Genomic DNA, 20,581 nt, shown 5'->3' with positions numbered 1-20,581 from the left:
CCGGTCGCACTCAGCAACGGCTGGCAGCCTTGCGCTCCGTCGCCCAGCGGGACCGCTGTCTGGCACGACTTGTCGAAGGTCATGTCGACGCCGTGGCGATCCTCGCGGAACTCGGAGGACCGGCGCCCGGCACCGGCGAGCGATGGGGAGCACGGGCCGCCGAGCCGCCTGGCGAAGGTGTCACCGCCACCCGCACCGGAGCGGGCTGGCGCCTGAACGGCCTGAAGCCGTACTGCTCCGGCGCCCACAGCTGCACCCATGCCCTGGTCACCGCTACCGCCGAAGACGGCCGCCGGTTGTTCGCGATCAGCACGGAGGGCCCTGGCTGCCGGCCGGTGAACGGCACATGGCAGGCCATTGGCATGGCCGGCAGCGACACCCCCGACATACGCATCACGGATCTGCCGGCCGTGCCGGTCGGAGAGGTGGAGGGGTACGTGCAGCGCCCGGGCTTCCAGCACGGCGGGCGGTATCGGCGTGGCGGCCTGCTGGTACGGCGGGCGCTCGCGGTCGCCGAGCCCCTCCGGAGTGCGGCACGCCGCAGGCCGGACCCGCACACCGACGCCCACCTGGGTGCTGTCGACGTGCAGCTCCATGCGGCGGGCGCGCTCTTGGACCGGGCGGCGGCCGAGATCGACCAGGATCTGGAGACCTCGAGCCGGTTGCGTCCCGGGCCGTCGGCGGCTCCGGTGACCACCTGGCCCAACTGGCAGCTGGAAAGGGGGCGAATGCCTGGTGCCAAGAAGACTCCGGGGCTTCTCCATGGCGGTGACGCTGTCAGGTGCCGCCCTGTGCCTCGCGGTTGTCCAGTCGCAGCTGGACCTCCTGCTCCTGATCGCCGGATGTCGCCCCGACGTCCTGGAGCGCGAAGGCGGACCCCAGGCCGGCCCGCAGCCGGTCGGCCGCCCAGTAGCTGCCCTGGACCGTGACCGTCACCGGGCCGGTCAGCCGGCACGGTGCAGCCTGGGCCGGTGCCTCGGAGACGTCAACGGTCGCAGCCCACACAGCAGTCCCCGCCCCCTCCGCCTCCCGGGGCACATCGTCCTTCGCCCGGTCGGAAACAAAAAGGGCGTCGAGCGCCGTGAAGACGGTGTGTGCGTCCTCGGGCGGGCAGCCGGTGACCTCCACCTGGACTCGCGCCGCGCCCTGGTTGTTCTGTGCAGCCTCTTCCCCGTCGTTCACTGTGACCTTCCTTTCCGAGTGCCGCTCGCGGCTTCGGGCCCGGCTCATTTCTTCCATCAGGCGGCCGTGACCGGTGCGTGCCAAGCAACAGCCAGGAGTCAGCTTCTCCGGCGTTCGGGAGCGCCTACCCGATCACTCCACACCTACAACTCCCCAGCCGGTTACCAGCCGGAGCGGTCCGGCCGACGTGCTGGGCTCCCTTCCGTTTCAGCGGGCCGGGAAAGGGCCCCGGTGTCCGGCAGGAAAGCCCGCTCGGTCGGCTGTCGGCAGCCGGCAGCCGACGCCGTGGAGTCCTGCTGGCGGTCGCCGTCTCGCCCGAGCGTGCCTGCTCCTTGTCCGGCGGTGCGCGCGGCGATTCCTTCGGGCGCCCCGCGCCGGTACCGCGCCTTCCGGCGCCTCCTTGAGGAAAAGTCACGGCCGGCGTGCCGCGCCTCGCCGGGGCACCACGCCGGAGGCCCGGGGCAGCACTTCGGAGGCTTGCGACGTTAGTTCGTCCGCTGCCCGGGCACCCGTGGCTACGTCAGTTTCCTGCGGGCGACCGAGGGAGGAGGCCGAGGACTTGGACCTCGACTCCCGCCTCCGTCGCGCCCGACCGCCACCGTCGCCTGTTCTGGTGTCGCGCCCTCACCTGGCTGCCCGGCGGGGCAGCAGTTGCGGTTGCCGGGCACCGGAATGAAAGTAAAGGGGAACACTTATGCGAGATCGGAGCTGTCATGGTCGTTCTCGGCATCATTCTCCTGGTCATCGGATTCGTGACGGGCATATCCATCCTGTGGACCATCGGCATCGTGCTCGTGGCCATCGGCGCGATTCTGTGGCTCCTCGGCACGATGGGGCACGCCGTCGCGGGACGAAAGCACTACTGGTAGCGCCGCCGGCGGCCGTGGCGGGCCAGCCCGGAGACCGGCCCCAAGCGGGCGGCCCGCGGACATGGAGTTCCGCGACGCCGGTCATGAAGTGATCTCACTTGTCGAGTCAGCAACTGATAGCGGAGGACCCGATGTCCCCTGGGACGCTCATAGCGATCATCGTGGCCGTCGTGGTCGTGATCCTGGTGTGTGCGCTGGTGGCGGGCATGATCATGCGTCGCCGCCGACTGCAAAAGCGGTTCGGTCCGGAGTACGAACGGGCCGTGGAGACGAAAGGCAGCCGCAGGGCGGCTGAGCGCGATCTGCGTGAGCGCGAGGAACGCCACGACGCGCTGCACATCAAACAGCTTCCGGCCTCGAGCCGGGACCGGTACGCCCACGAATGGGACCGGGTGCAGGAACGGTTCGTGGACCAGCCCGACGACGCGGTCCATGAGGCCGACCGGCTGGTGACCTCGCTCATGAGCGAGCGCGGCTACCCGACCGAGGGACTGGAACAGCAGCTGAGTGACCTGTCGGTGGAGCACGGGCGCACCCTGGAGCACTACCGCGCCGCCCACGAGGTCAATGGCCGCAGCACACGGCACGAGGCAACGACGGAGGAGCTGCGGGGCGCGATGGTGCACTACCGCGCCCTGTTCACGGAACTGCTCCACAACGACCACCGCCCGCCGGAGGGCAGGGCATGAGCCTGCGCGACACCCGGCAGACAATGCGCGGCCCGGACGAAGAAGGAGGCAAAAAGATGGGGCGGAGAGATCCACTCGAGCCTGGAGCGGACGGCCTGTCCACCGAGGACCTGGCAGGCACGCGGCAGGACGTAGGCAGCGCGGCCCAGGAGCCCCCGGCCGAGGCGCCACCGACTTTTCCAGGGGAGGCCACTGCGGCAGACCGGCGAACCTCTGGGCCCGAAGGCGAAGGCCGGGCCCCCGTGCCCGAGAAGAACCGGGACGCGGAGGCCCAGGCGACGGACGCGCCGCTGCTCGGGCCCGAGCAGGAGGAGTTCCGCAGCAGGTGGCAGCGGATCCAGAGCGAATTCGTCGACGATCCGCGCGAGGCGGTCGGAGCGGCGGACACCCTGGTCGCCGAGGTCATGCAGGCGCTCGCCACGACCTTCTCCCAGCACAAGCAGGGCCTCGAAGGCCAGTGGCACCGCGGCGAGGAAGTGGCGACGGAGGAACTCCGCGTCGCCCTTCAGCAATACCGCTCGTTCTTCAACCGCCTGCTGAACACCTGACGCCCGCCCCCCGGACGGCGTCGCCTGCCCGGCACACAGTTGCCGGCTCCGCGGGACTGAAGGGCCTCGTCCTCCACCCACCTGGCCCGGGTGGTGACGAGGCCCTTCACTGTCGCGGGGGGCTGCGCGACGGCCGACCGCAGCCCAGGCCCCCACCGCCGGCCGCGATTCTGCCGGCGACCTCGCTGCCGTCTCCTACCCCACCTCCAAGCTGCCGAGGGCCGGTCCGGGACCATGGCGGTCTTCGGGTCGCCGACGGACCGGTCTCCAGGTGGCGACCAAAGCGGCCGCCAGCATCAGCTCGGCGAGGTCACCCCCGTAGTACATGATCACCGCGCCACCCTGGACCTGGCTGATGGGCGCGTGGACATCGACGAAGAACCCGCCGTACATCGCTTGCGCCATCAGCGCGTGCGCAGCGACTGCCAGGCCCAGGCAGACCAGCCGGGCGGGGACGCCGGGGCGAGCGGGAGCGGGGTCGGGCCCTGCGATGACGTGGACGAACAAGCAGCCCGACAGCAGGAAGTGGGCATGCAGCAGCCAGTGTCCCGCCGGGTGCTGCATCGCGAGGTGGAACAGCGGCGTGAAGTACAGCAGGAGCAGGGTGCCGGTGCTCAGCAGCAGCGCGGGGGCCGGGTGGGCCAGCAGCCGCGCGCGGCCGTGCAGCAGCGCTGTCACCTGCCGGGCGCGGGCCGCCGGCAGGTTACGCAGCAGCAGTGTGACCGGCGCCGCGAGCACGATCCCGAGGGGCGCGTACATTCCGATCAGCATGTGCTGGGCCATGTGGCCGCGGAAGTCGGTGTGCGCGAACGGCGCCAGCGGTGGCAGTAGGGCGAGCACCAGCAGCCCCAGCCCGGCCAGGAAGGCGGCCGACCGCCACCTCCTCCAGCCCCGGGCCGGGTTGCGGTGACGGGCCCGGCGGGCCAGCAGGAGGTAGGCACCGGCGCAGGCGAGCAGCACGAGCGCCGGCCACCACACCCCGAACACGGCGGTGCCCGCGTCATGGCGTGCATGGTGCATGCCGGCCCTCACCTGTCCCCTGCGCGGCGGCTCGCTTTTGGCGGGGCGTCAGGGTCGAACGGCTGACCAGTACGTTGCAGAAGGTAGCCGCCGGTGAGCAGGAGGGCCCCCAGGACGAGGAAGCCCATGTCCCACCAGATCTGGTAGGGGCCCCCATGGACGTGGTGGATGCCCAGCACCTGATGGTCCAGGATGCCTTCGACGAGGTTGAAGAGGCCCCAGCCGGCCAGGATCCAACCCCACAGCACGCGCGAGCCCCACACCGCCCGCCTGTGGTGAGTGACGCGGGAGTACAGAATGCCCAGGCCCAGGATGACCGCGACCCAGCAAACGGTGTGGAAGATGCCGTCCCACACGGTGTTCATTTCCAGCCCGGACACGGTGTGGGGGTTGTAGTACTTCACCCCGATGCGGTCGTGATTGGTGCTGGTGAGCATGTGGTGCCACTGCAGGAGCTGGTGGAGCAGAATGCCGTCGACAAACCCGCCGAGCCCCACCCCGAGAATGATTCCGGGCAGTTGGACACTGCGGGACGTCGCTGCGGTCCCTCGGGTTCCGTCCGGTGTGGTGGCCCTCATCCGACGTCCTCCCTGTCGCCCGTGCACGCATCTGTCCGTCCAACGGCTTCCCGTCTGCCCGGTCCGGGTCACCCACTCACCCCTACGATCTGGATGCTTCGGGCACGGGCCGAGGAAGCGCGCCGGCCACGCGGGAGGCATGCCCCCGCGGGAGCAGCGGACACGCCCCTCGCCCTCGTCGTCACCGCGGGGCGGCCCACACCCTAGGCATGCGTGGAGAACCGCTCCCACACCCGGTGCCGGCCGAGAAGCTGGGTGATCTGGTGCAGGGTGGCGAGACCGTCTCTCCCGAGGGCCACGCCGGGGGCGGCGGTCGGCACTCCGGCCGCCTGGAAAGCTTCCTCGGCGCCGGCCCAGCCGCCGAGTGCCTTGCCGTGCCGGTATGCCTCGGACAGCATCAGCAGGACCCGGGGGTCGGTCTCGGTATGGTCGCCTGCGGTGGGGTCTCCGGCCTTGGCGTCACGCGCACCGTGGGCGTCCTTGCCGGGCCCAGGGGCTCCGGCGAGTACGACGGCGTCGAATTCGACGGAGCGGGCGGTGGCGAAGGTGCGCTGCACAGTGACCGGCTCGCCGTGGGGGTCCAGTTTGCCGCCGGCCGGGGCGATGACCAGGGGGACCATGTCGGAGTCGAGCACGGCTCGGCGCAGGGCGCGTACTCCGCCGAGGTCGCTGTTGTCGTCGGCGACGATGCCGATGATGCGTCCGTCCAGCGGCCAGGTCTGGCCGATCTGGGACAGTGCGGGGCTGGGGTCGACGGAGGCGAGAGGGCGGTCGGCCTCGGGGGCCGGCAGTCCAAGGCCGGTGGCGACGCCTTCGCAGAGTTCGGGGTCGATGTTGGCGAGGACTTGCAGTGCGCGCTCTTTGATCGCCTGTTCGTAGCACTTGCCCAGTTCGAAGGTGTAGGCGGCGATGATGTGCTCGCGTTCGACCGGGGACATGCTGAGCCAGAAGCGGCGGGGCTGGCTGAAGTGGTCGTCGAAGCTGGCGGGTGCCTCCCGGACCTTCTGCGCGGCCGGGAGTTCGACGGGTACCTCGATGTAGGCGCCGGTGTCCGCTCCGGCAAGGAAGGGGCACCCGCCGTCGAGGGAGTTGGGCCGGTAGGGCGCCACGCCGGTGTGCACCGCGTCCTGGTGAAAGCCGTCCCGCGTCATGTCGTTGACCGGGGCGTGGGTGCGGTTGATCGGGATCTGGGCGAAGTTGGGGCCGGCGAGCCGGGTGATCTGGGTGTCGAGGTAGGAGAACAGCCGGCCGGCCAGCAGCGGGTCGTCGGTGACGTCGATACCGGGCACTAGGTGGCCGGGGTGGAAGGCGACCTGCTCCGTTTCCGCGAAGAAGTTCGTCGGGTTCGCGTTGAGGGTGAGCAAACCGATCGGCTGGACGGGTGCCAGCTCCTCGGGAACGATGTTGGTCGGGTCGAGCAGGTCGATGCCCTCGAAGGTCTGCTCGGGCGTGTCGGGGAAGGTCTGGACGGCCAGCTCCCACTGCGGGTACGCCCCGGCTTCGATGGCGTCGGCCAGGTCGCGGCGGTGGAAGTCGGGGTCCATGCCGCCTGTGATCTGGGCTTCCTCCCAGACCAGGGAGTGGACGCCCAGCCTCGGCTTCCAGTGGAACTTCACCAGGGTGGTGAAGCCCTCCGCGTTGACCAGGCGGAAGGTGTGGACGCCGAAGCCCTCCATCATCCGGAACGAGCGCGGGATACCGCGGTCGGACATGTTCCACAGCGTGTGATGGGTCGCCTCGGTGTGCAGGGTGACGAAGTCCCAGAAGGTGTCGTGCGCGCTCTGGGCCTGCGGGATCTCCCGGTCGGGGTGAGGCTTGCCGGCGTGGATGACGTCCGGGAACTTGATCGCGTCCTGGATGAAGAACACCGGGATGTTGTTGCCGACCAGGTCGAAGGTGCCCTCGGCGGTATAGAACTTCGTGGCGAAGCCGCGGGTGTCGCGGACCGTGTCGGCCGACCCCCTCGACCCCAGCACCGTGGAGAAGCGTACGAACACCGGCGTCTCGACGTCCGCCCCCAGGAACGCCGCCTTGGTGATCTTCGCGGCGGTGCCGTAGGCGCGGAAGACGCCGTGCGCGGCCGCACCTCGGGCGTGGACCACACGCTCGGGGATGCGTTCGTGGTCGAAGTGAGTGATCTTCTCCCGCAGGTGGTGGTCCTGGAGCAGTACCGGGCCACGGGGGCCGGCCTTGAGGGAGTGATCGGTGTCGTGCAGGCGGTTGCCCTGGGCTGTGGTCAGGAAGGGGCCTTTCTGAGCCCTCCTGGCCTGGTCGGCGCCGGTCGCCTGGCCGGTGGGACTGACAGTGTGCGGGCCGTCCTGGTCCGGCTTGCGGGGCAGCGGTCCGCGCACCTCGGTGGGCTCTGCCACCGTCGGCGGCTCGGGCACAGGCTTGCCAGGAATCGCCTCGTCCACCTCGGCGGCCTGCGTCGCAGCGGATTTCCCTGAATCCTTGGAGGCCATGCTCTCTCTTCCCCTCGGTCGAAGGCGGCGCGAAAAGGGTGTGAAGATCGGTTCGATCAGGGCGGCTTTCGAAGGCGGCTCGATGGCCCGCACCACGTCGATCGTGCCCGGCCCTTATGCCGACTGCCCGCGGTGGAGCAGCTCAATCGGCCATTCGCATTGCGTAGATACCGCTACTTATCGGCGCGGCAAGAGCAGCGGTTCCCTACAAGGGGGCACGAACCAAGCGGGCCCTGCCTCAGCCGTCAGGCGCTGCCGCGTGCCGCGTATCGTCCACCACCGATTTGTCCAAAGAAGCTCGCACCAGTGCTGACGCGAACGCAGCTACGCCGCCCTCCTGGACCAGCCTCGCCGGCTTGCCACTGTCCGTTGGCAAGCCCAGCCGCTCAGCCCCCTGCACGGCCTTGGCGTCGAGGTGCGGGGCGAACTCAGTCCAGGCGCACCCACGCGAACTCGCCCTCCGCCGGACGAGCGTGATCTGGGAGAGCTGAGTGGATATCTCGAACTGCATCCACTGGCCGTTGAGGATGCCGTGCAGGCGTATCAGCGCCCGAAGCGAAAGCGGTACGGTGATGTGCTGGCGGTGGCGCTGAAGACCCTCTGGTATCTCCCGGATGGTCCTGAGGTGGAGACCGGGGACGTCATGCTCTTCACCGGGGCTTGCCCAGTCCGGCCGTCGGTCGTGCGTTGCTCCGGCGGCGGAGCACGCATGCGAGTCAGCAGCGGCAGCTGTGGGAGGCCTGTGCCGTTTCGGGCGCGCCGGCGAATCGCGCCGACGGCTGCGCCTACTGCGATGATGAACCCGCCCGGGAGTCGCTGCGTTCGCGTTCGGGCTTTGGTTGCGGGTCCTTCTCCGGGCCGGGTGGCGATGGCGGTTCGGGCTTGGGGTGGACGGGATCCTGGGGGCCGGGCGGCGGCTCCGGCGCCTCAGGCTCTGTCGGCCTGGGCGGGCCGTCTGGTGTCGGACCGGCATCAGCTCTGCTGTCGACTGCGACATCGTTCATCGTTGCCACCTTTCGCCACTTCGCACGGGAAACAGCTCCCATGCCGCGTACTCATCCGGGGTCTCGTCGGTCGCCACAATGGTGCCACTCACAGACCGTCTTCCACCGGCCGAACCGCTGCGACGGGTCCCGCCACTGCATCGCGAGCCGCCACTCCCTGACGGAGCAGGAATGGCGCCGAGGCTGCCCGCCACCGCGCTCGCCAGGACGATGCCTAAGCTCGTGCCGAGGCTCCCAGACGGGCGCGGTGTTGTCGCTTCGCGCCCTTCTCACGGGTTGCTGCGTTGGTCGGGGCTCACCTGCCGGAGCTGAGCTGGGTGCTGGCTCGCTCGCCGCGTACGCCAAGCGCGAGGCATAACCGAAGCCGTCGCCGTGCTCCGAATCGTCGCGGCAGTCGGCCGACGTGGTGCCCTTCCGCAGATGTTGTCCGCGGCCTCGTTTCAGGCCGCGGAGAGTACCTGCGGCCGTCGACCGGTTCACGCCGCCGCGTAGCTCGCGCGGAACAGCTCCTGGGCGCGCTCCAGGTCCCTCCGGTGCGCAACTGCACCTCCAGGTCGCCGGTTTTGTGGTGCCCAGTCCGGTGACGTCGCGGGTGAACCCGGGCACGAGGTCAACCTGAGTTCCGCAGCCGCTGGTATGCGCGGTGCTGCTTGCGCTGAATACGGTTCACGCCGTCGCGCAGCCCGAGGAGCACTGGTCGGCGCACTCGCCATGGCGGCTCAGGCGATCATCGCCGTCGTACGCGATCCGGACGAACTGTGATGGTCGCAGCCCACTGAAGCGGTCCACAAGGCAGCGTTGACAATCTTTCGGCAACACGGGATCAGACCTTCAGCAAGTCGGAATGGACTCACGGTCTGCCAGTGGCTTCCCCGCTGCCCGTCAGCCGACCGAGCAGAGTGCGCAAGCACAGCTTGCTCGTCGTGCACACCGACCGTCGAAGCTGTCTGACGGCTTTGCAGAACAGGGAGGCGGCTGGCAAGACTTTCCTGCCAACCGCCCGGCCGAGTCAGGCGCGGTGCTGGCCCCCGTAGTAGATGCCTACCTGCTCGTGATATCCAGCGTCGCCGAGGTGCTTGTCCTTGTCGAACTCCGGCGCATCCTTGATTTCTGCCTTGGTGCGCGCAACGTAGATCTTCTGTTCCGCCTCATCGATGCTGCTCACCGTGCCGGCGGGCAGCAGGACGTGCTTACCGAAGATCCACACTCCGGTATCGACGACCAGATACGCAGCGCCCACTTCGTCCGAGTGCTTGTCCACCTTACCGATGCTTCCGTCAGTGGCCTCAACCTTGTACCCGATCAGGCTCGCGCCCGCAGTGTAACCAGTGGTCGGCTGATAGCCCCAGATGTCATTCATGGAATCTGCTCCTTCGTTGAGGACGTGCGATGAGCGAACAGCGCTCTCGTTCGAGGGCGGTTCCTTACTGCTCCGCGTTCCCCGCCATTTGAACTTAACCCGGCACTGGTGGGATTTTTCCGGGCTTCAACGAGCGGGCGGCCGACGCGTGAGAGGCGCGGTGTACTTACTCGCTGACTACCCTGTCGCGTATCACCAATACACTGGAAAAACTCCTGCACCGCTCGCCGCAGCCTATGCATATGTGCGTGCACGCGGGTGACCCGACACACACGTGCCGGGCCACCCCCAGTCTCGCCTTGTTTTCTCTACCAGCGATACCAGCGACCGCGCTTGCCACCGGCTCCGGCGGAACGCAGCACGAATCCGAGCAACCAGACCGCAAGAACGATCACCGCCACGATCCACAGAGCCTTCAGCGCAAATCCGGCACCGAACAGAATCAGCGCGAGCAAAAGAACGAGAAGCAGGGGAACCATAGTTATCAACCTCCAAGGCACCGCGTGCCCTCAAAGACTTTCACCAAACGCCGCGCCTTTCCCATGCCTACGGCTATCAGGGATGCAGCGAGACGCGCGGACGACATTTCGGAGGGCTGCCAGACAAAAGATCACCACACAGGCGACCCACCGTCACGGAAGAAAATCTGCCTGTAAGGCAGGACGGAATCGCTGCTACATCACCGCTGAGATCGTCGATGCCACCGGCGGAACACCACTTCCCTAGGGAGTCGGGGGGGGGGGGGGGGGGGGGGGGGGGGGCGGCCCGGCGGGGGGGGGGGGCCCCCCCCCCCCCCCCCCGCCCCCCCCCCCCCCCCCCCGACCAGCTTCCCTCCCTGCCGGGCGAGTACCGCCCCGCTGCCCTGGGCCTCCACGAATCGCCCGAGGGCACCTGCTGCCGCCGCGGCACCTTTGCACGGGCGCGCTGGGCGACGACACCCCCGGACGCCTACCCTGCCGCGCATGTGTCCAACGGGGCTGCGCTCAGGGGGCAGCGGCGACGGCCCGGTGCCCGACCGCTGCTTGTGCCAGGCGTGATCGCGGCCTGAAGGCAAGCATCTGCCCCAGCGGCTTTCAGCTTGCGGATGCGTTACCCGGCTGATTCTCCCCACGCCCTCACGGGCGGCTGGAGGCAGCGGGAGGGGCCTGCGCCAGAATGCGGTCTGCGGCTGCGAGGGCGTCGTTGATCTCTGTGGTCGCTGTGGCCACGCACAACGTGTACGGCACGTCGTCCAGCTTTGTGGCGGACTTCAGAGTTGCCCTTTCCGCGTGGGCCAACCGGGCAGCGGCATACCGGCTGAGAAGGGTCCGCACGTCCTTCGGGTGGGGCATCAACACGATTCAGGCTCCTTATCAACTCTTCTCAGGGTGTGTCCCCAACGGCCGCAGTCATGCCTGCGGCGGGGCCCCCGGGCTTTCCCTGGCTTCGCGGAGCTCAGTCGCCGGCCCTTTCAACGCGTCGCCGCTCTGCCCCCCCTTGCCGGTCAAACCGCTGTCCTCGTAGTCGCCTTGGTGTACCAGCCTCGGCAGCTCATCGCGGAACCAGCGGGTCACGAGGGCGGGCAGGCCGGCCCGTATCACCTGTGTGGCCCGCAACCACGGCTGGGCGTAGAGGGCCGGGGCCCGCCGTTCCATACCGCCGACCACGCGGTCGGCAACTGCTTGCGGCCTGTAGACCTTGCCCGCGGGCCACGGCAGACGCGCACGCAGTTCCCGCAGGACCGCAGCGTTGATCATGTCGGTATCGGCCCGGCTGAGATAGGCGATGCCCACATCCACCCCGCGGTGTGCCACTTCGGCACGCAGCGCGTGCGCGAACGCCTCGACGCCTGACTTTGACGCGCAGTACGCCGACATCATCGGGGCTGCGGTCATACTCGCGAGCGAAGCCACCTGCATGTAGTAGCCGCGTGTGGTGAGGAGGCCGGGGACGAAGGCACGGGCGGTCAGGGAGCTTCCGATGAGATTGACCTCGATGACCCGGCGCCATGTGTCCGTGTCCGCGTCGGACTGCAGAAGGACCCGACGGCGGCCACACCCGCGTTGGCGACCACCACCGACGGCGGCCCCAGTTGCTGCTGCACTCTCGCGGCAACTTCCGTCAGCGCGGCCTCGTCGGTGATATCGGCACACCAGTGATGTGCCCGCCCGGGGAACGACGCCGCGACCCGCTCCAGTTCAGCTTCCTCCAGCCCGACCAGCGCACCGTCGCGCCACGGCGTACCAAGGCCCGGAGCATGCACGCCCCCAGCCCACGAGCGGCTCCGGTCACCACCGCGCGCCGACCTGACAGCGGCGGAGGGCTCTGGGGGGCATGTTTGCACTTCTCCCTGCTCCTCCCTCAGGGCAAGGGCGTTCTGCCGGTGTCTTCCTAGGGCTCGCACCACGATAGTTTCGCTCGGTACTGCGCGCATCACGACGAGAGGGTGTCCGACGGCGTCTGCGGAGGGCCCCGGAGGGTCCTGATCGGTGCGGCCTCCGGCCCGAGGTGCTTGACCGGCAGGGTGCGGCTCGACCAGGTCCGTGACCACGGATCCGCCATCGCCGCCTGTACGCACCGTGCTCACCAGTCCCGCTACAGCGCACCTGCCCCGATACCCGTCGGGAGGCCCACTCGACTGTCCCGCTCTAGGCTGATCAATCGACGGCTACGTCACGTTTTCAGGAGGCTCGCATGGCCGTGCGGCATCGGCTGATCAGGAGGCCCCCCGAGGAGGTGTGGGCGGTCCTGGCTGACGCGTCCCGCTTCAGCGACTGGGTAGTGGGCCCTTCGACGACGGCCGAGAAGGCCGGTGACTGGCCGGAGTGCGGCTCCACGCTGGAATACACCCTGCGCGTGGGGCCGTGGTCGGTGTCCGGCGAGACCATCGTCCGTCGCCACGAACCACCGCGGCACCTCGAGCTCGAGGTCGACAGTGGGTGGCTGGGCACAGCAAGGATCGCCATCGAGGTCCGCCCCTGGGGAGAGCACGCTCTGGTGATCTTCGACGAGCACCCGCTGCGCGGCCCCGGCGGACTGCTGCACAACAGCGCGGTCGATGCCGTGCTGCAACTGCGCAACCGCAGCATGCTCGATCGCCTCGCCAAGGCCGTCGCGGCCCCGGCGGGAGTCGCCGGGAAGCCTGCCTGATCTGGCTACCGGAGCGCACCAGCCGACGAGCACAGGCGAAGTGGAGGGATGATGCCGGACGCAGTGGTGATCGGCGCGGGGCCCAACGGGCTCGTCGCAGCAAACCTTCTTGCCGACGCCGGCTGGTCGGTCGAGGTACTGGAAGCGCAGAGCGAGCCAGGCGGAGCAGTCCGCAGTGACCGCGAAGTTCACCCCGACTACGTCAACGATCTCGGTAGCTCCTTCTATCCTCTGGCCGCCGCCTCGCCCGTCCTAGCCGGTCTCGATCTGCACCTCGAGGGGCTGCGCTGGAGCCATGCCCCGCGGGTCCTGGCCCATCCGCTGCCCGATGGCCGGTGCGCCGTGCTGGACCGCGATCGGGACCAGACCGCGGCGGCCATGGACGCCTTCGCCCGCGGCGACGGAGCGGCCTGGCAAAACCTCTGCCGGATCTGGGACCGCATCGGTCCCGACCTTCTGGGCGCACTTTTCACCCCGTTCCCACCGCTACGATCGACAGCTCGACTCGCCGCCCGGCTGCGCGGTGCCGGCGGCCTGCGTCTCGCCCGAACGATGCTGCTGCCCGTGCGACGACTGGGCGAAGAGGAGTTCAGCGGAGAGGCGGGACGGCTTCTCCTCGCCGGCAACGCCCTCCATGCCGACCTCGCTCCGGAGGCCGCCGGCAGTGGGGGCTTCGGCTGGCTGATGACCATGCTCGGACAGTCCTACGGCTTTCCGGTACCGGTGGGCGGAGCCGGAGCCCTGACCGCCTCCCTGGTGAGGCGGTTCCGGCGCCGCGGCGGCGTACTGCGCTGCGGTGAACGCGTCGTCGAGATCGTCGTACGCGCGGGCCAAGCCGTGGCGGTGCGCACGGCGGACGGTGAATGCGTGCCGGCGAGCCGCGCCGTGCTCGCGGACGTCTCGGTCCCCGCCCTGTACGGAGAGCTCGTGGACCCACGTCATCTGCCGGGCCATCTCGTACCGGACCTGCGCCGCTTCCAGTGGGATTTCGCTACCTTCAAGGTCGATTGGGCCCTGGACAAGCCCGTGCCCTGGACCGCCGGAGAGGCGTCGTCGGCGGGCACGGTCCACGTGGCCGACAGCGTCGATGCGCTCACCCGCTTCGCGGCACAGATCGCTATGGGAGAGGTACCCGACCGGCCCTTCGCACTCTTCGGGCAGATGACCACAGCGGACCCCTCCCGCTCCCCCGCAGGCACCGAGTCGGCATGGGCCTATACACATGTGCCGCAACGGGTTCGCAGTGATGCCGGGGCGGACGGCATCACGGGTGTGTGGGACCGGCGGGAGCAGGAAGCGATGGCGGACCGGATGGAAGACCAGGTGGAACGGTTCGCGCCGGGCTTTCGCTCGCGTATCCAACGGCGCCGGATCCTCGCCCCGCCCACGTTGCAGGCGCTGGACGCCAATCTGCGCAGTGGTGCCATCAACGGCGGGACCGCAGCCCTCCACCAACAGTTGGTGTTCCGGCCCCTTCCCGGCACGGGGCGCCCGGAGACTCCGGTCAAGGGCCTGTACTTGGCCTCCGCCGGTGCCCACCCCGGCGGAGGTGTCCACGGGGCGCCCGGCGCAAACGCCGCACGCGCGGCACTGCGCAAGCTGTCTCCCAGTGCGGTCCTCTCGCTGGCTCAACGCGCATTGACCCCCCAAAGCGGGAACGACGACCCACGTCAGGGTCGCCGTTAGGGAGTGCGGCCAGCTCCCACCAGAGGTGGATAGCAGAGAGCTCCCCGGAACCCGAGCTTCGCTCGGTTGGCCCTGCGCAGAGTGCTAACCGCTCACGCGCCGAGCGGCCGAAAAAGGACGATGTAGCTCGCGGTCGCCAGGCGCGAGGGCCCCACCCCAGTCTCGCCTCGCAACGTTCGGATCCCGCGGCACAGTCTGCGCCCGCCCACGTGCGCCCATGAAGCCGGCCGTGATCAGTGAGCGAGGAATCTGCCCGCCGAGACCTCTATACCTCGGCGTCCGCCCTGGCAGGGGGCGCGCAGGCTCACCAGCCGTACCCGGCATGCCTCCTTCTCGTCGTCGCTCGTGACGGACCGCGTTCACCCTCGCGTCTCGACGATCGCATTCACCGCCGCACTCGCCGGCCCCGGCTCCTCCAGGCTCGGGCACTGCACCTCAGCGCGGCCCCGTTCATTGCCGGAAGAGACGCAGACATGGCCCAAGGCCATGACCACGACACCGCCGCCGGGTGGCCAGTGGATCGGATAGCTAGCAGGCTGAAGAAGACGCACGCGGACCCAGCCAGATCCTCGTTCTCGGCTCTCGGAACGGAGGTGCCTATGAGGACGTGACCGGCCACGCTCCCCATACGCCATCCGGTAACGCTTGCCGGTGTCTATCTGCCGCAGCACGACACGCGGCTCCTGTAGCGCGCCCTGTACCGCGAAATGTGGGGGCGGGCACCGAGATCCTGGACCTCGGTTCGGGCAGTGGGGCCCTCGCGGTGGGAGCGGCGCGACGTGGCGCTCTGGTCACCGCCGTCGATATCTCCTGGCAGGCAGTCCTGGCCACAAGGAGCAACACCGGGCTCTCGCGGCAGCGCGTCACCTGCGTTCCGTTCGACCGCAGATGCCGAAGGTCGAGCTGTACGAGGCTATCCGGGGCTCATGGGCGACGGCCGACGCCTGTGACCAGCTCCCTGGCCCGCCCCCCGGGCAGCCGGGAGGCCAGGGGAACTGTGTCCGCTCCGGCGACCTCTTGCAGCCCGTGCAGGAACTCGGTGAGGGCCTCGGTCGCGCTGTACTGCGGGGTCCAGTCCAGCTCGGTGCGCGCTCGCGTGGTGTCCAGCAGCGGCAGCCGCAGGACCGCGTCGAAAAGCTGGGGAGAGGCCGGCACGAGATGGAGGTGCCACGCCGCGGCAAGCGCATTTCGTAGCGGCGGCAGCGGAAGCCGCACGGTACGGGCATGGAAAAGACCGGCGAGTTCCTGGGCATCGATGACCGGGTCGGCGGCAAGGTTGAACGCTCCGTGGACCGGGCGCAGTACCGCGCGGCGGTAGGCGTCGGCCGCGTCGTCGGTGTGCAACGCCTGGAACCGTAGTCCTGGGATATCCGGAAGGGCGGGGATCAGTGAGGGGCGGGCCAGGCGTTGGGGCAGCAGGGGGCCGGCGAAGAGGCGGCGCTGCTCGGAGGCAGATTCTCGTTTGAAGAGAAAGCCGGGTCGCATACGTGCCACCCGTACGGAGGGGTGCTGTTCTTCGAAGGCATCGAGCACCCGCTCCAGGTATGCCTTCTCCCGGCAGTAGGCCGCCTCCGGCCAGCCGTGGGTGGGCCAGGATTCGTCGACGAACCGGTCCTTCGGCCCGGGTGAGTAGGCGCCCACCGAGGAGGCGTGGACGAGAGCGGGGACACCGGCGGCCGCCACTGCGTCGAAGACCCGCATGCTCCCCGAGACGTTCGTACGCCAGGTGGTGAGCGGGTTGTGGGTGGGCTGGAAGAGCCAGGCCAAGTTGATGACGGCATCCGCGCCCCTGAAGTGGCTTTCGAGGTCGGCCTGCGGGTCAGCGACGTCCACACACGCCCATCGGGTCTTGGCGACCGACAGCTGGCACGGCCGGCGGGCGAGGCCAAGGACGGAGCCGACCGCGGGCTCCTCGCTCAGTGCCCGCACGACACTGGTGCCGACGTTGCCCGTGGCCCCGACGACAACCACCTTCAGACCGGAGGCACGGGTCTCGCTGCGCCTGTGGTCGTCCATCATGACGGACTCCTTTCGCGGCCGGCATCGCCAAGGGCTCGTGAACCTGGCGTGCTCGCTCTCGGAGCCCGCCCTTGCCCTGGTTCGATTTTCTCACCATCACGTGTTAGGCGACATTTCCGCTGACGCCTCCGTGAAGCGGTTGCCGTCCCGGGCCGGCGGCCGAGCGAAAGCGTGGGGCGACGGTGAAGCGGTCATCCATTCGGGAGGCAGGCTGGCCTTCGGGGCCCTGCCGCAGTGCGCGCCGGGCGGGACGGTCAGGATGCTTTCGCGCGGCTTCGGCTTCCGCTCGGCGACAGCGCGGCGATCAGCTCATCCCGGCTCATCGAGGAACGGCCACGGACACCCTCTTCGGTGGCCCGCTCGTAGAGCTCGACCTTCGTCAGCCGGTCCAGGCGGACCGACTTCTTTCCCTCGCCGGGCTGCTTTGCCTCGGCGGATTTCTTCGGCGCCTCGGACTTCTTCGTCCTGCTGGATCTGTGTGTGCCGGACGCCTTCTTTCCCCCTGGGCTGCCGCTTTTCTTCTTGCCGCGCGCCGTCTCCACGCTGGAGCGCAGGACGTCCATCAGATCCACCACGTTGGTGGACTCGGGCGGTTTTGCAGCCTTCTCGACCTTCTCGCCCTTCCGCTTGGCCTCGACGAGCCGACGGACGTGCTCCTGGTAGGTGTCGTGGTACTCCCCCGGTGCCCAGTCTGTGCTGAGCGTCTCGATGAGCCGTACGGCGGTCTTCAGCTCGCGGTCGGTGACCTTGGGGTTCTCGGGCAGGTTCGCCACCTCGTGGTGCGGGTCGCGGATCTCGTCGGCCCGGTGCAAGGTGTGCAGCACCAGGAGATCGGCCTCAGCCTTCACCGCCCGCCACCAAGTACTCCCGGTTGCGCAGGACCAGCGTGGCGATACCGGCCTTGTGGGACCGGGAGAGGGCCTTGTGCAGCAGCCTGTAGACCTTGGCGTACTCCTTGCCGCGCGGGCCCAGGTAGTAGGTCTTGCCGAAGAAGATCGGTGCCACCTCGTCGAGGTCCACGAACCCGCTGATCTCCAGCGCCTTCGACCGCCCCGGAGCGATGTCATCCAACTCCTCGGGGTCGACCACCACATACGCGTCACCCACGTCGAGTCCCTTGACGATGTCCTCAGCGGGCACCTCTTCGCCCGTACGCTCGTTGACCCGCTTGTTGCGGATCCTGCCGGACGTGCCCCGCTCGATCTGGTGGAAGTGGACTGTGTGGCTCTCCGTCGCCGAGTACATCTGCACCGGAAGGCTCACCAGCCCGAAGGCCAGGGAACCGCTCCATACCGGACGTGCCATGGTGCGCACCACCTCCACCTCCATGGCACGCCCGGGCCGCCGAGATCGCATCCGGTCCCGCGCGGCCGGCCGCCATCGCATGGCTGATCGGGTGACGGAGCGGGCCGCCCCCCGGAGGCGGCCACGGGGCCCACTGCGCGTCCCACCTTCTGCGCAGGTCGGGCAAGCGCAAGCCCGGCTGGTCGGGGGTACCAGCCGGGCCGTCGGGGCGTGCGCACGTCGATGCGCGATGGACCTGTCAGTGGTGTCCGTGAGCGGAGCTTGAGGCGCCGCCGAACAGCCGGGCCACGGCCCGGAACGGCAGGGTGACAACGGTAGCGATGGCCCCGCCGATGGACCGGAGAACATCTGCGATTGCCCTCAACACGGTGAACCTCCGTACTCCTCCAGCACAGTGCGCCGGATCTGGCTTGCCGCTGCACGGCCGATCGCTGGTCAGGTGCCCGCTGACCGGCCGAGGAAACAGAGCCGGGGACGGTGACCAGAGCGCCGTCCGGATCGCGGATGACGTATTGCCCCGAAGAGCCCGACTGACTCGTGCCGCCCTCGCAGCGGCGGCTGGGCCGGCTGGCGCGTGGACGCAAGGTGAAGAGCCGCCCTGGTGGCCTGGGGCCAGGATGGCTCTTGCTTCTCCACCACGGGCGCTGGCCGGCCCGTCTTCTCCGGGCTGACTCCCGGAGGTCTTTCCCTCTTCAGGATAGGCCGGTTGTGCGGGTCTTGCCCGAGGTGCGAACAGCGTTGGGCGGTGAGATGTGGTGGCCGGCGCCTTCGCGGCACGGCGTGGTCGTCGGCCCTGCGTCCGTCCGGGGCCCCTGGAGTCGGGCGCAGAGCCGCCGACCAGTAAAGACCGGGACGATGGGCGCAGTACGCAGGACGATGGGCGCAGTACGCAACACACCCGGGTTGATCTTCATCGTTCAGGCGTCCTGTGTCTGGTCGCCACGCCCATTCGTCCGGCAGAGGGGCAATTGAGTCCTCAGCGGTGTTATGCCCGGACGAGTTCGGGAACCCGTGGTGCGAGAGCCGGATGTGCCGGCTGCGGAGCGAAAGGCGGCATGCCATGGGGCATGGCGGTGATGTGATCGCGGAGCTGACCACCGACCACCGGGAGGTCGATGAGCTCTTCAAACAGTTCGAGGACGCGCCCCCGGGGAGCGCGCACCGCAAGCGTCTGGTGGATGCGTTGACCATCGAGCTGGTACGGCACTCCGTAGCCGAAGAGGAATACCTCTACCCCGCGGTGCGTGAGCACCTTGCGGAGGGCGACGCGCTGGCGGACAAGGAGCTCGCCGACCACGCCCGCGTCGAGCAGCTGCTCGACGACCTCCAGCAGCGCGAGGCCGACGATCTCGATTTCGACCGGCTGGTGCTGAAGCTGCGCACCGAGGTGACCGCCCACGTCGACGATGAGGAGAACCACCTCTTCGCCGAGCTTCGCAACGGGGTCCACCCCTTTGTCCTGGAGCAGCTGGGCGACAAGATCCGGCAGGCGAAGAAGCTCGCTCCCACCCGCCCGCACCCCGGCGCCCCGAGCACGCCGCCGGCCAACAAGCTGCTCGCCCCGGGCCTGGGAATGGTGGACCGGGTGCGCGATTACGTCTCCGGCCGCGGCAAGTAACGCCGCCTTCTTCCCTTCGCACGAACAACGAAAGGCCAAGCATGTCGGTGGCACGCGACCTCATGACCGCTTCCGCTGAGTGCATCGGCGCTGAGGACAGCGTTCTGGAGGCAGCTCGCAAGCTCACCGGCCTCGGCGTCGGCGCCCTGCCGATCTGCGGCGCCGACGACAAACTCAACGGCGTTCTGACCGACCGGGACATCACCACCAAGGTGCTGGGCAAGGGCCGCGGCCCACAGCAGACCAAAGCCGGCGAACTCGCCCAGGGCGAGGCCGTCACCATCGGCGCAGACGACAGCGCCGGCGCAATCTTTGCCACCATGACCCGGCACAAGGTGCGCCGGCTGCCGGTCATCGACGGCCACCGGCTGGTCGGCATGGTGGCACTGGCCGACGACGCCCGCGCCCTGCCCGACCCGCAGGGCGGCGGCCTCCTCGAAGCCCTCTCCACCGACTGAGGCCGGCCGGCGCCGCCCCGGTGGCGGCGCGAGCCCACCAGACGTGGACTGGAATTGGCCGCAAGAGAGCCGCTAGGAAGGCTGACCGAAGAAAGGGTGAGCAGCTGTGCCTGCAGGATCCAGTAAGAAGCGTGAACGGCAGTACGAGCACATCAAGGAGCAGGCCGAGGAGCGCGGCACCTCCGACAAGCGGGCCAAGGAGATCGCCGCCCGTACGGTGAACAAGGAACGCGCCCGTTCCGGTGAAGCCAAGACCGCAAGCAAGGCCTCGACCCGCGACCCGAAATCCGCCTCCCAGCGCGGCGGTGAACGCTCGCACCGCGGACCCGGTGGCCCGACCAAGGACCAGCTCTATGAAGAGGCCAAGAAGAAGAACGTCGAAGGCCGCTCGACCATGAGCAAGGACCAGCTGCGCCGGGCCGTCGGCCGCTGACCCACTTGCCCCGGCCAGGTCTCCACGGTTCAGGGCCGCGCGAGAGGTCGTAGCGGTCGATGGCCTTGATGAGACCGATCGCGCCGACCTGCAGCATGTCCTCGGTGGTCTCCCCACGGCCGGAAAAGCGTCGGTAGGCGGCGATGGCAGGCTGAGCGCCCAACGGGGCTCCCTCGCGGGCAGTCGGATCTTGATCGAACTTCCGTCCTGCCGGGAGCCCC

19 protein-coding genes and 4 pseudogenes are annotated in these 20,581 nt (G+C 69.1%); 9 read left to right on the top strand and 14 right to left on the bottom strand.

The genetic code is table 11. The features are described from left to right. Positions 1 to 777 precede the first annotated feature (777 nt). Complete coding sequence (locus ACGFR7_RS01115; protein ID WP_393311615.1) at positions 778 to 1,182, bottom strand: hypothetical protein; 405 nt, start codon at positions 1,180 to 1,182, stop codon at positions 778 to 780. A 713-nt stretch (positions 1,183 to 1,895) separates the two neighbouring features. Between ACGFR7_RS01115 and ACGFR7_RS01110 the strand changes: the two genes are divergently transcribed. The 3 genes from ACGFR7_RS01110 (at position 1,896) to ACGFR7_RS01100 (ending at position 3,288) form a co-directional block, all read left to right on the top strand. After that, entirely contained in the window at positions 1,896 to 2,051 is a 156-nt protein-coding gene (locus ACGFR7_RS01110; protein ID WP_359008535.1) for a DUF6131 family protein, read from the top strand. 131 nt (positions 2,052 to 2,182) lie between these two features. Further along, positions 2,183 to 2,740: a hypothetical protein gene (locus ACGFR7_RS01105; protein WP_393311613.1), complete on the top strand. Its 558-nt coding sequence runs from the start codon at positions 2,183 to 2,185 to the stop codon at positions 2,738 to 2,740. Positions 2,741 to 2,982: 242 nt separating this feature from the next. Next, complete coding sequence (locus tag ACGFR7_RS01100; protein ID WP_393311611.1) at positions 2,983 to 3,288, top strand: hypothetical protein; 306 nt, start codon at positions 2,983 to 2,985, stop codon at positions 3,286 to 3,288. Between the two features lie 195 nt (positions 3,289 to 3,483). Here the strand turns inward: ACGFR7_RS01100 and ACGFR7_RS01095 are convergent, their stop codons facing one another. The 8 genes and pseudogenes from ACGFR7_RS01095 to ACGFR7_RS01060 form a co-directional block, all read right to left on the bottom strand. Beyond that, positions 3,484 to 4,308, bottom strand: coding sequence for a cytochrome c oxidase assembly protein (locus ACGFR7_RS01095; RefSeq protein WP_393311609.1), 825 nt, complete (start codon positions 4,306 to 4,308; stop codon positions 3,484 to 3,486). An 8-nt stretch (positions 4,309 to 4,316) separates the two neighbouring features. Beyond that, entirely contained in the window at positions 4,317 to 4,886 is a 570-nt protein-coding gene (locus ACGFR7_RS01090; RefSeq protein ID WP_393311607.1) for a DUF2243 domain-containing protein, read from the bottom strand. Positions 4,887 to 5,089: 203 nt separating this feature from the next. Next, positions 5,090 to 7,348, bottom strand: a complete 2,259-nt coding sequence (locus ACGFR7_RS01085; protein ID WP_393311605.1) for a catalase — start codon at positions 7,346 to 7,348, stop codon at positions 5,090 to 5,092. A gap of 1,480 nt (positions 7,349 to 8,828) precedes the next feature. Then, positions 8,829 to 9,046: pseudogene (locus ACGFR7_RS01080) on the bottom strand (transporter); the annotation flags it as partial. A gap of 315 nt (positions 9,047 to 9,361) precedes the next feature. Then, positions 9,362 to 9,712, bottom strand: a complete 351-nt coding sequence (locus ACGFR7_RS01075; protein ID WP_393311603.1) for a PRC-barrel domain-containing protein — start codon at positions 9,710 to 9,712, stop codon at positions 9,362 to 9,364. 308 nt (positions 9,713 to 10,020) lie between these two features. Further along, complete coding sequence (locus ACGFR7_RS01070; RefSeq protein ID WP_364880167.1) at positions 10,021 to 10,191, bottom strand: hydrophobic protein; 171 nt, start codon at positions 10,189 to 10,191, stop codon at positions 10,021 to 10,023. Positions 10,192 to 10,827: 636 nt separating this feature from the next. Then, complete coding sequence (locus ACGFR7_RS01065; RefSeq protein WP_393312608.1) at positions 10,828 to 11,043, bottom strand: DUF5133 domain-containing protein; 216 nt, start codon at positions 11,041 to 11,043, stop codon at positions 10,828 to 10,830. Positions 11,044 to 11,100: 57 nt separating this feature from the next. Next, positions 11,101 to 11,950, bottom strand: a pseudogene (locus ACGFR7_RS01060) (short-chain dehydrogenase/reductase). A gap of 435 nt (positions 11,951 to 12,385) precedes the next feature. Between ACGFR7_RS01060 and ACGFR7_RS01055 the strand changes: the two are divergent. The 3 genes and pseudogenes from ACGFR7_RS01055 to ACGFR7_RS01045 all read left to right on the top strand — a co-directional run. Next, positions 12,386 to 12,841, top strand: coding sequence for an SRPBCC family protein (locus ACGFR7_RS01055; RefSeq protein WP_393311601.1), 456 nt, complete (start codon positions 12,386 to 12,388; stop codon positions 12,839 to 12,841). 51 nt (positions 12,842 to 12,892) lie between these two features. Next, positions 12,893 to 14,527 (top strand): phytoene desaturase family protein, encoded by a 1,635-nt coding sequence (locus ACGFR7_RS01050; RefSeq protein WP_393311599.1) that lies wholly within the window; start codon positions 12,893 to 12,895, stop codon positions 14,525 to 14,527. A gap of 607 nt (positions 14,528 to 15,134) precedes the next feature. Beyond that, a pseudogene (locus tag ACGFR7_RS01045) lies at positions 15,135 to 15,314 on the top strand (hypothetical protein); the annotation flags it as partial. Positions 15,315 to 15,451: 137 nt separating this feature from the next. On the opposite strand, the gene ACGFR7_RS01040 reads toward ACGFR7_RS01045, so the two are convergent. The 4 genes from ACGFR7_RS01040 to ACGFR7_RS01025 form a co-directional block, all read right to left on the bottom strand. Next, the gene (locus tag ACGFR7_RS01040) at positions 15,452 to 16,546 is read right to left on the bottom strand and encodes an NAD-dependent epimerase/dehydratase family protein (RefSeq protein WP_393311598.1); all 1,095 of its coding nucleotides are present in this window, start codon (positions 16,544 to 16,546) and stop codon (positions 15,452 to 15,454) included. A gap of 254 nt (positions 16,547 to 16,800) precedes the next feature. Beyond that, entirely contained in the window at positions 16,801 to 17,394 is a 594-nt protein-coding gene (locus ACGFR7_RS01035; RefSeq protein ID WP_393311596.1) for a hypothetical protein, read from the bottom strand. Beyond that, positions 17,384 to 17,851 (bottom strand): Ku protein, encoded by a 468-nt coding sequence (locus tag ACGFR7_RS01030; protein ID WP_393311594.1) that lies wholly within the window; start codon positions 17,849 to 17,851, stop codon positions 17,384 to 17,386. The genes ACGFR7_RS01035 and ACGFR7_RS01030 overlap by 11 nt, the downstream gene beginning before the upstream one ends. A gap of 238 nt (positions 17,852 to 18,089) precedes the next feature. After that, the gene (locus ACGFR7_RS01025) at positions 18,090 to 18,218 is read right to left on the bottom strand and encodes an LPFR motif small protein (RefSeq protein WP_326615786.1); all 129 of its coding nucleotides are present in this window, start codon (positions 18,216 to 18,218) and stop codon (positions 18,090 to 18,092) included. Positions 18,219 to 18,911: 693 nt separating this feature from the next. On the opposite strand from ACGFR7_RS01025, the gene ACGFR7_RS01020 reads away from it, so the two are divergent. The 3 genes from ACGFR7_RS01020 to ACGFR7_RS01010 all read left to right on the top strand — a co-directional run bounded on the left by ACGFR7_RS01020 (position 18,912) and on the right by ACGFR7_RS01010 (position 20,360). Next, positions 18,912 to 19,469, top strand: coding sequence for a hemerythrin domain-containing protein (locus ACGFR7_RS01020; RefSeq protein WP_393311591.1), 558 nt, complete (start codon positions 18,912 to 18,914; stop codon positions 19,467 to 19,469). Positions 19,470 to 19,510: 41 nt separating this feature from the next. After that, positions 19,511 to 19,927 carry a CBS domain-containing protein gene (locus tag ACGFR7_RS01015; protein WP_393311589.1) on the top strand — a complete coding sequence of 139 codons (417 nt, stop codon included), beginning with the start codon at positions 19,511 to 19,513 and terminating at the stop codon, positions 19,925 to 19,927. Positions 19,928 to 20,033: 106 nt separating this feature from the next. Then, a complete protein-coding gene (locus ACGFR7_RS01010) occupies positions 20,034 to 20,360 on the top strand; it encodes a plasmid stabilization protein (RefSeq protein ID WP_393311587.1) in 327 nt (108 codons plus the stop codon). 34 nt (positions 20,361 to 20,394) lie between these two features. Here the strand turns inward: ACGFR7_RS01010 and ACGFR7_RS01005 are convergent. Further along, positions 20,395 to 20,523, bottom strand: a pseudogene (locus tag ACGFR7_RS01005) (sigma factor); the annotation flags it as partial. Positions 20,524 to 20,581: the final 58 nt, after the last annotated feature.

Origin of the sequence: Streptomyces sp. NPDC048516 (assembly GCF_043199875.1) — a bacterium.
Lineage (GTDB): Bacteria > Actinomycetota > Actinomycetes > Streptomycetales > Streptomycetaceae > Streptomyces.
This window is presented reverse-complemented; position numbering and strand designations above follow the sequence as displayed.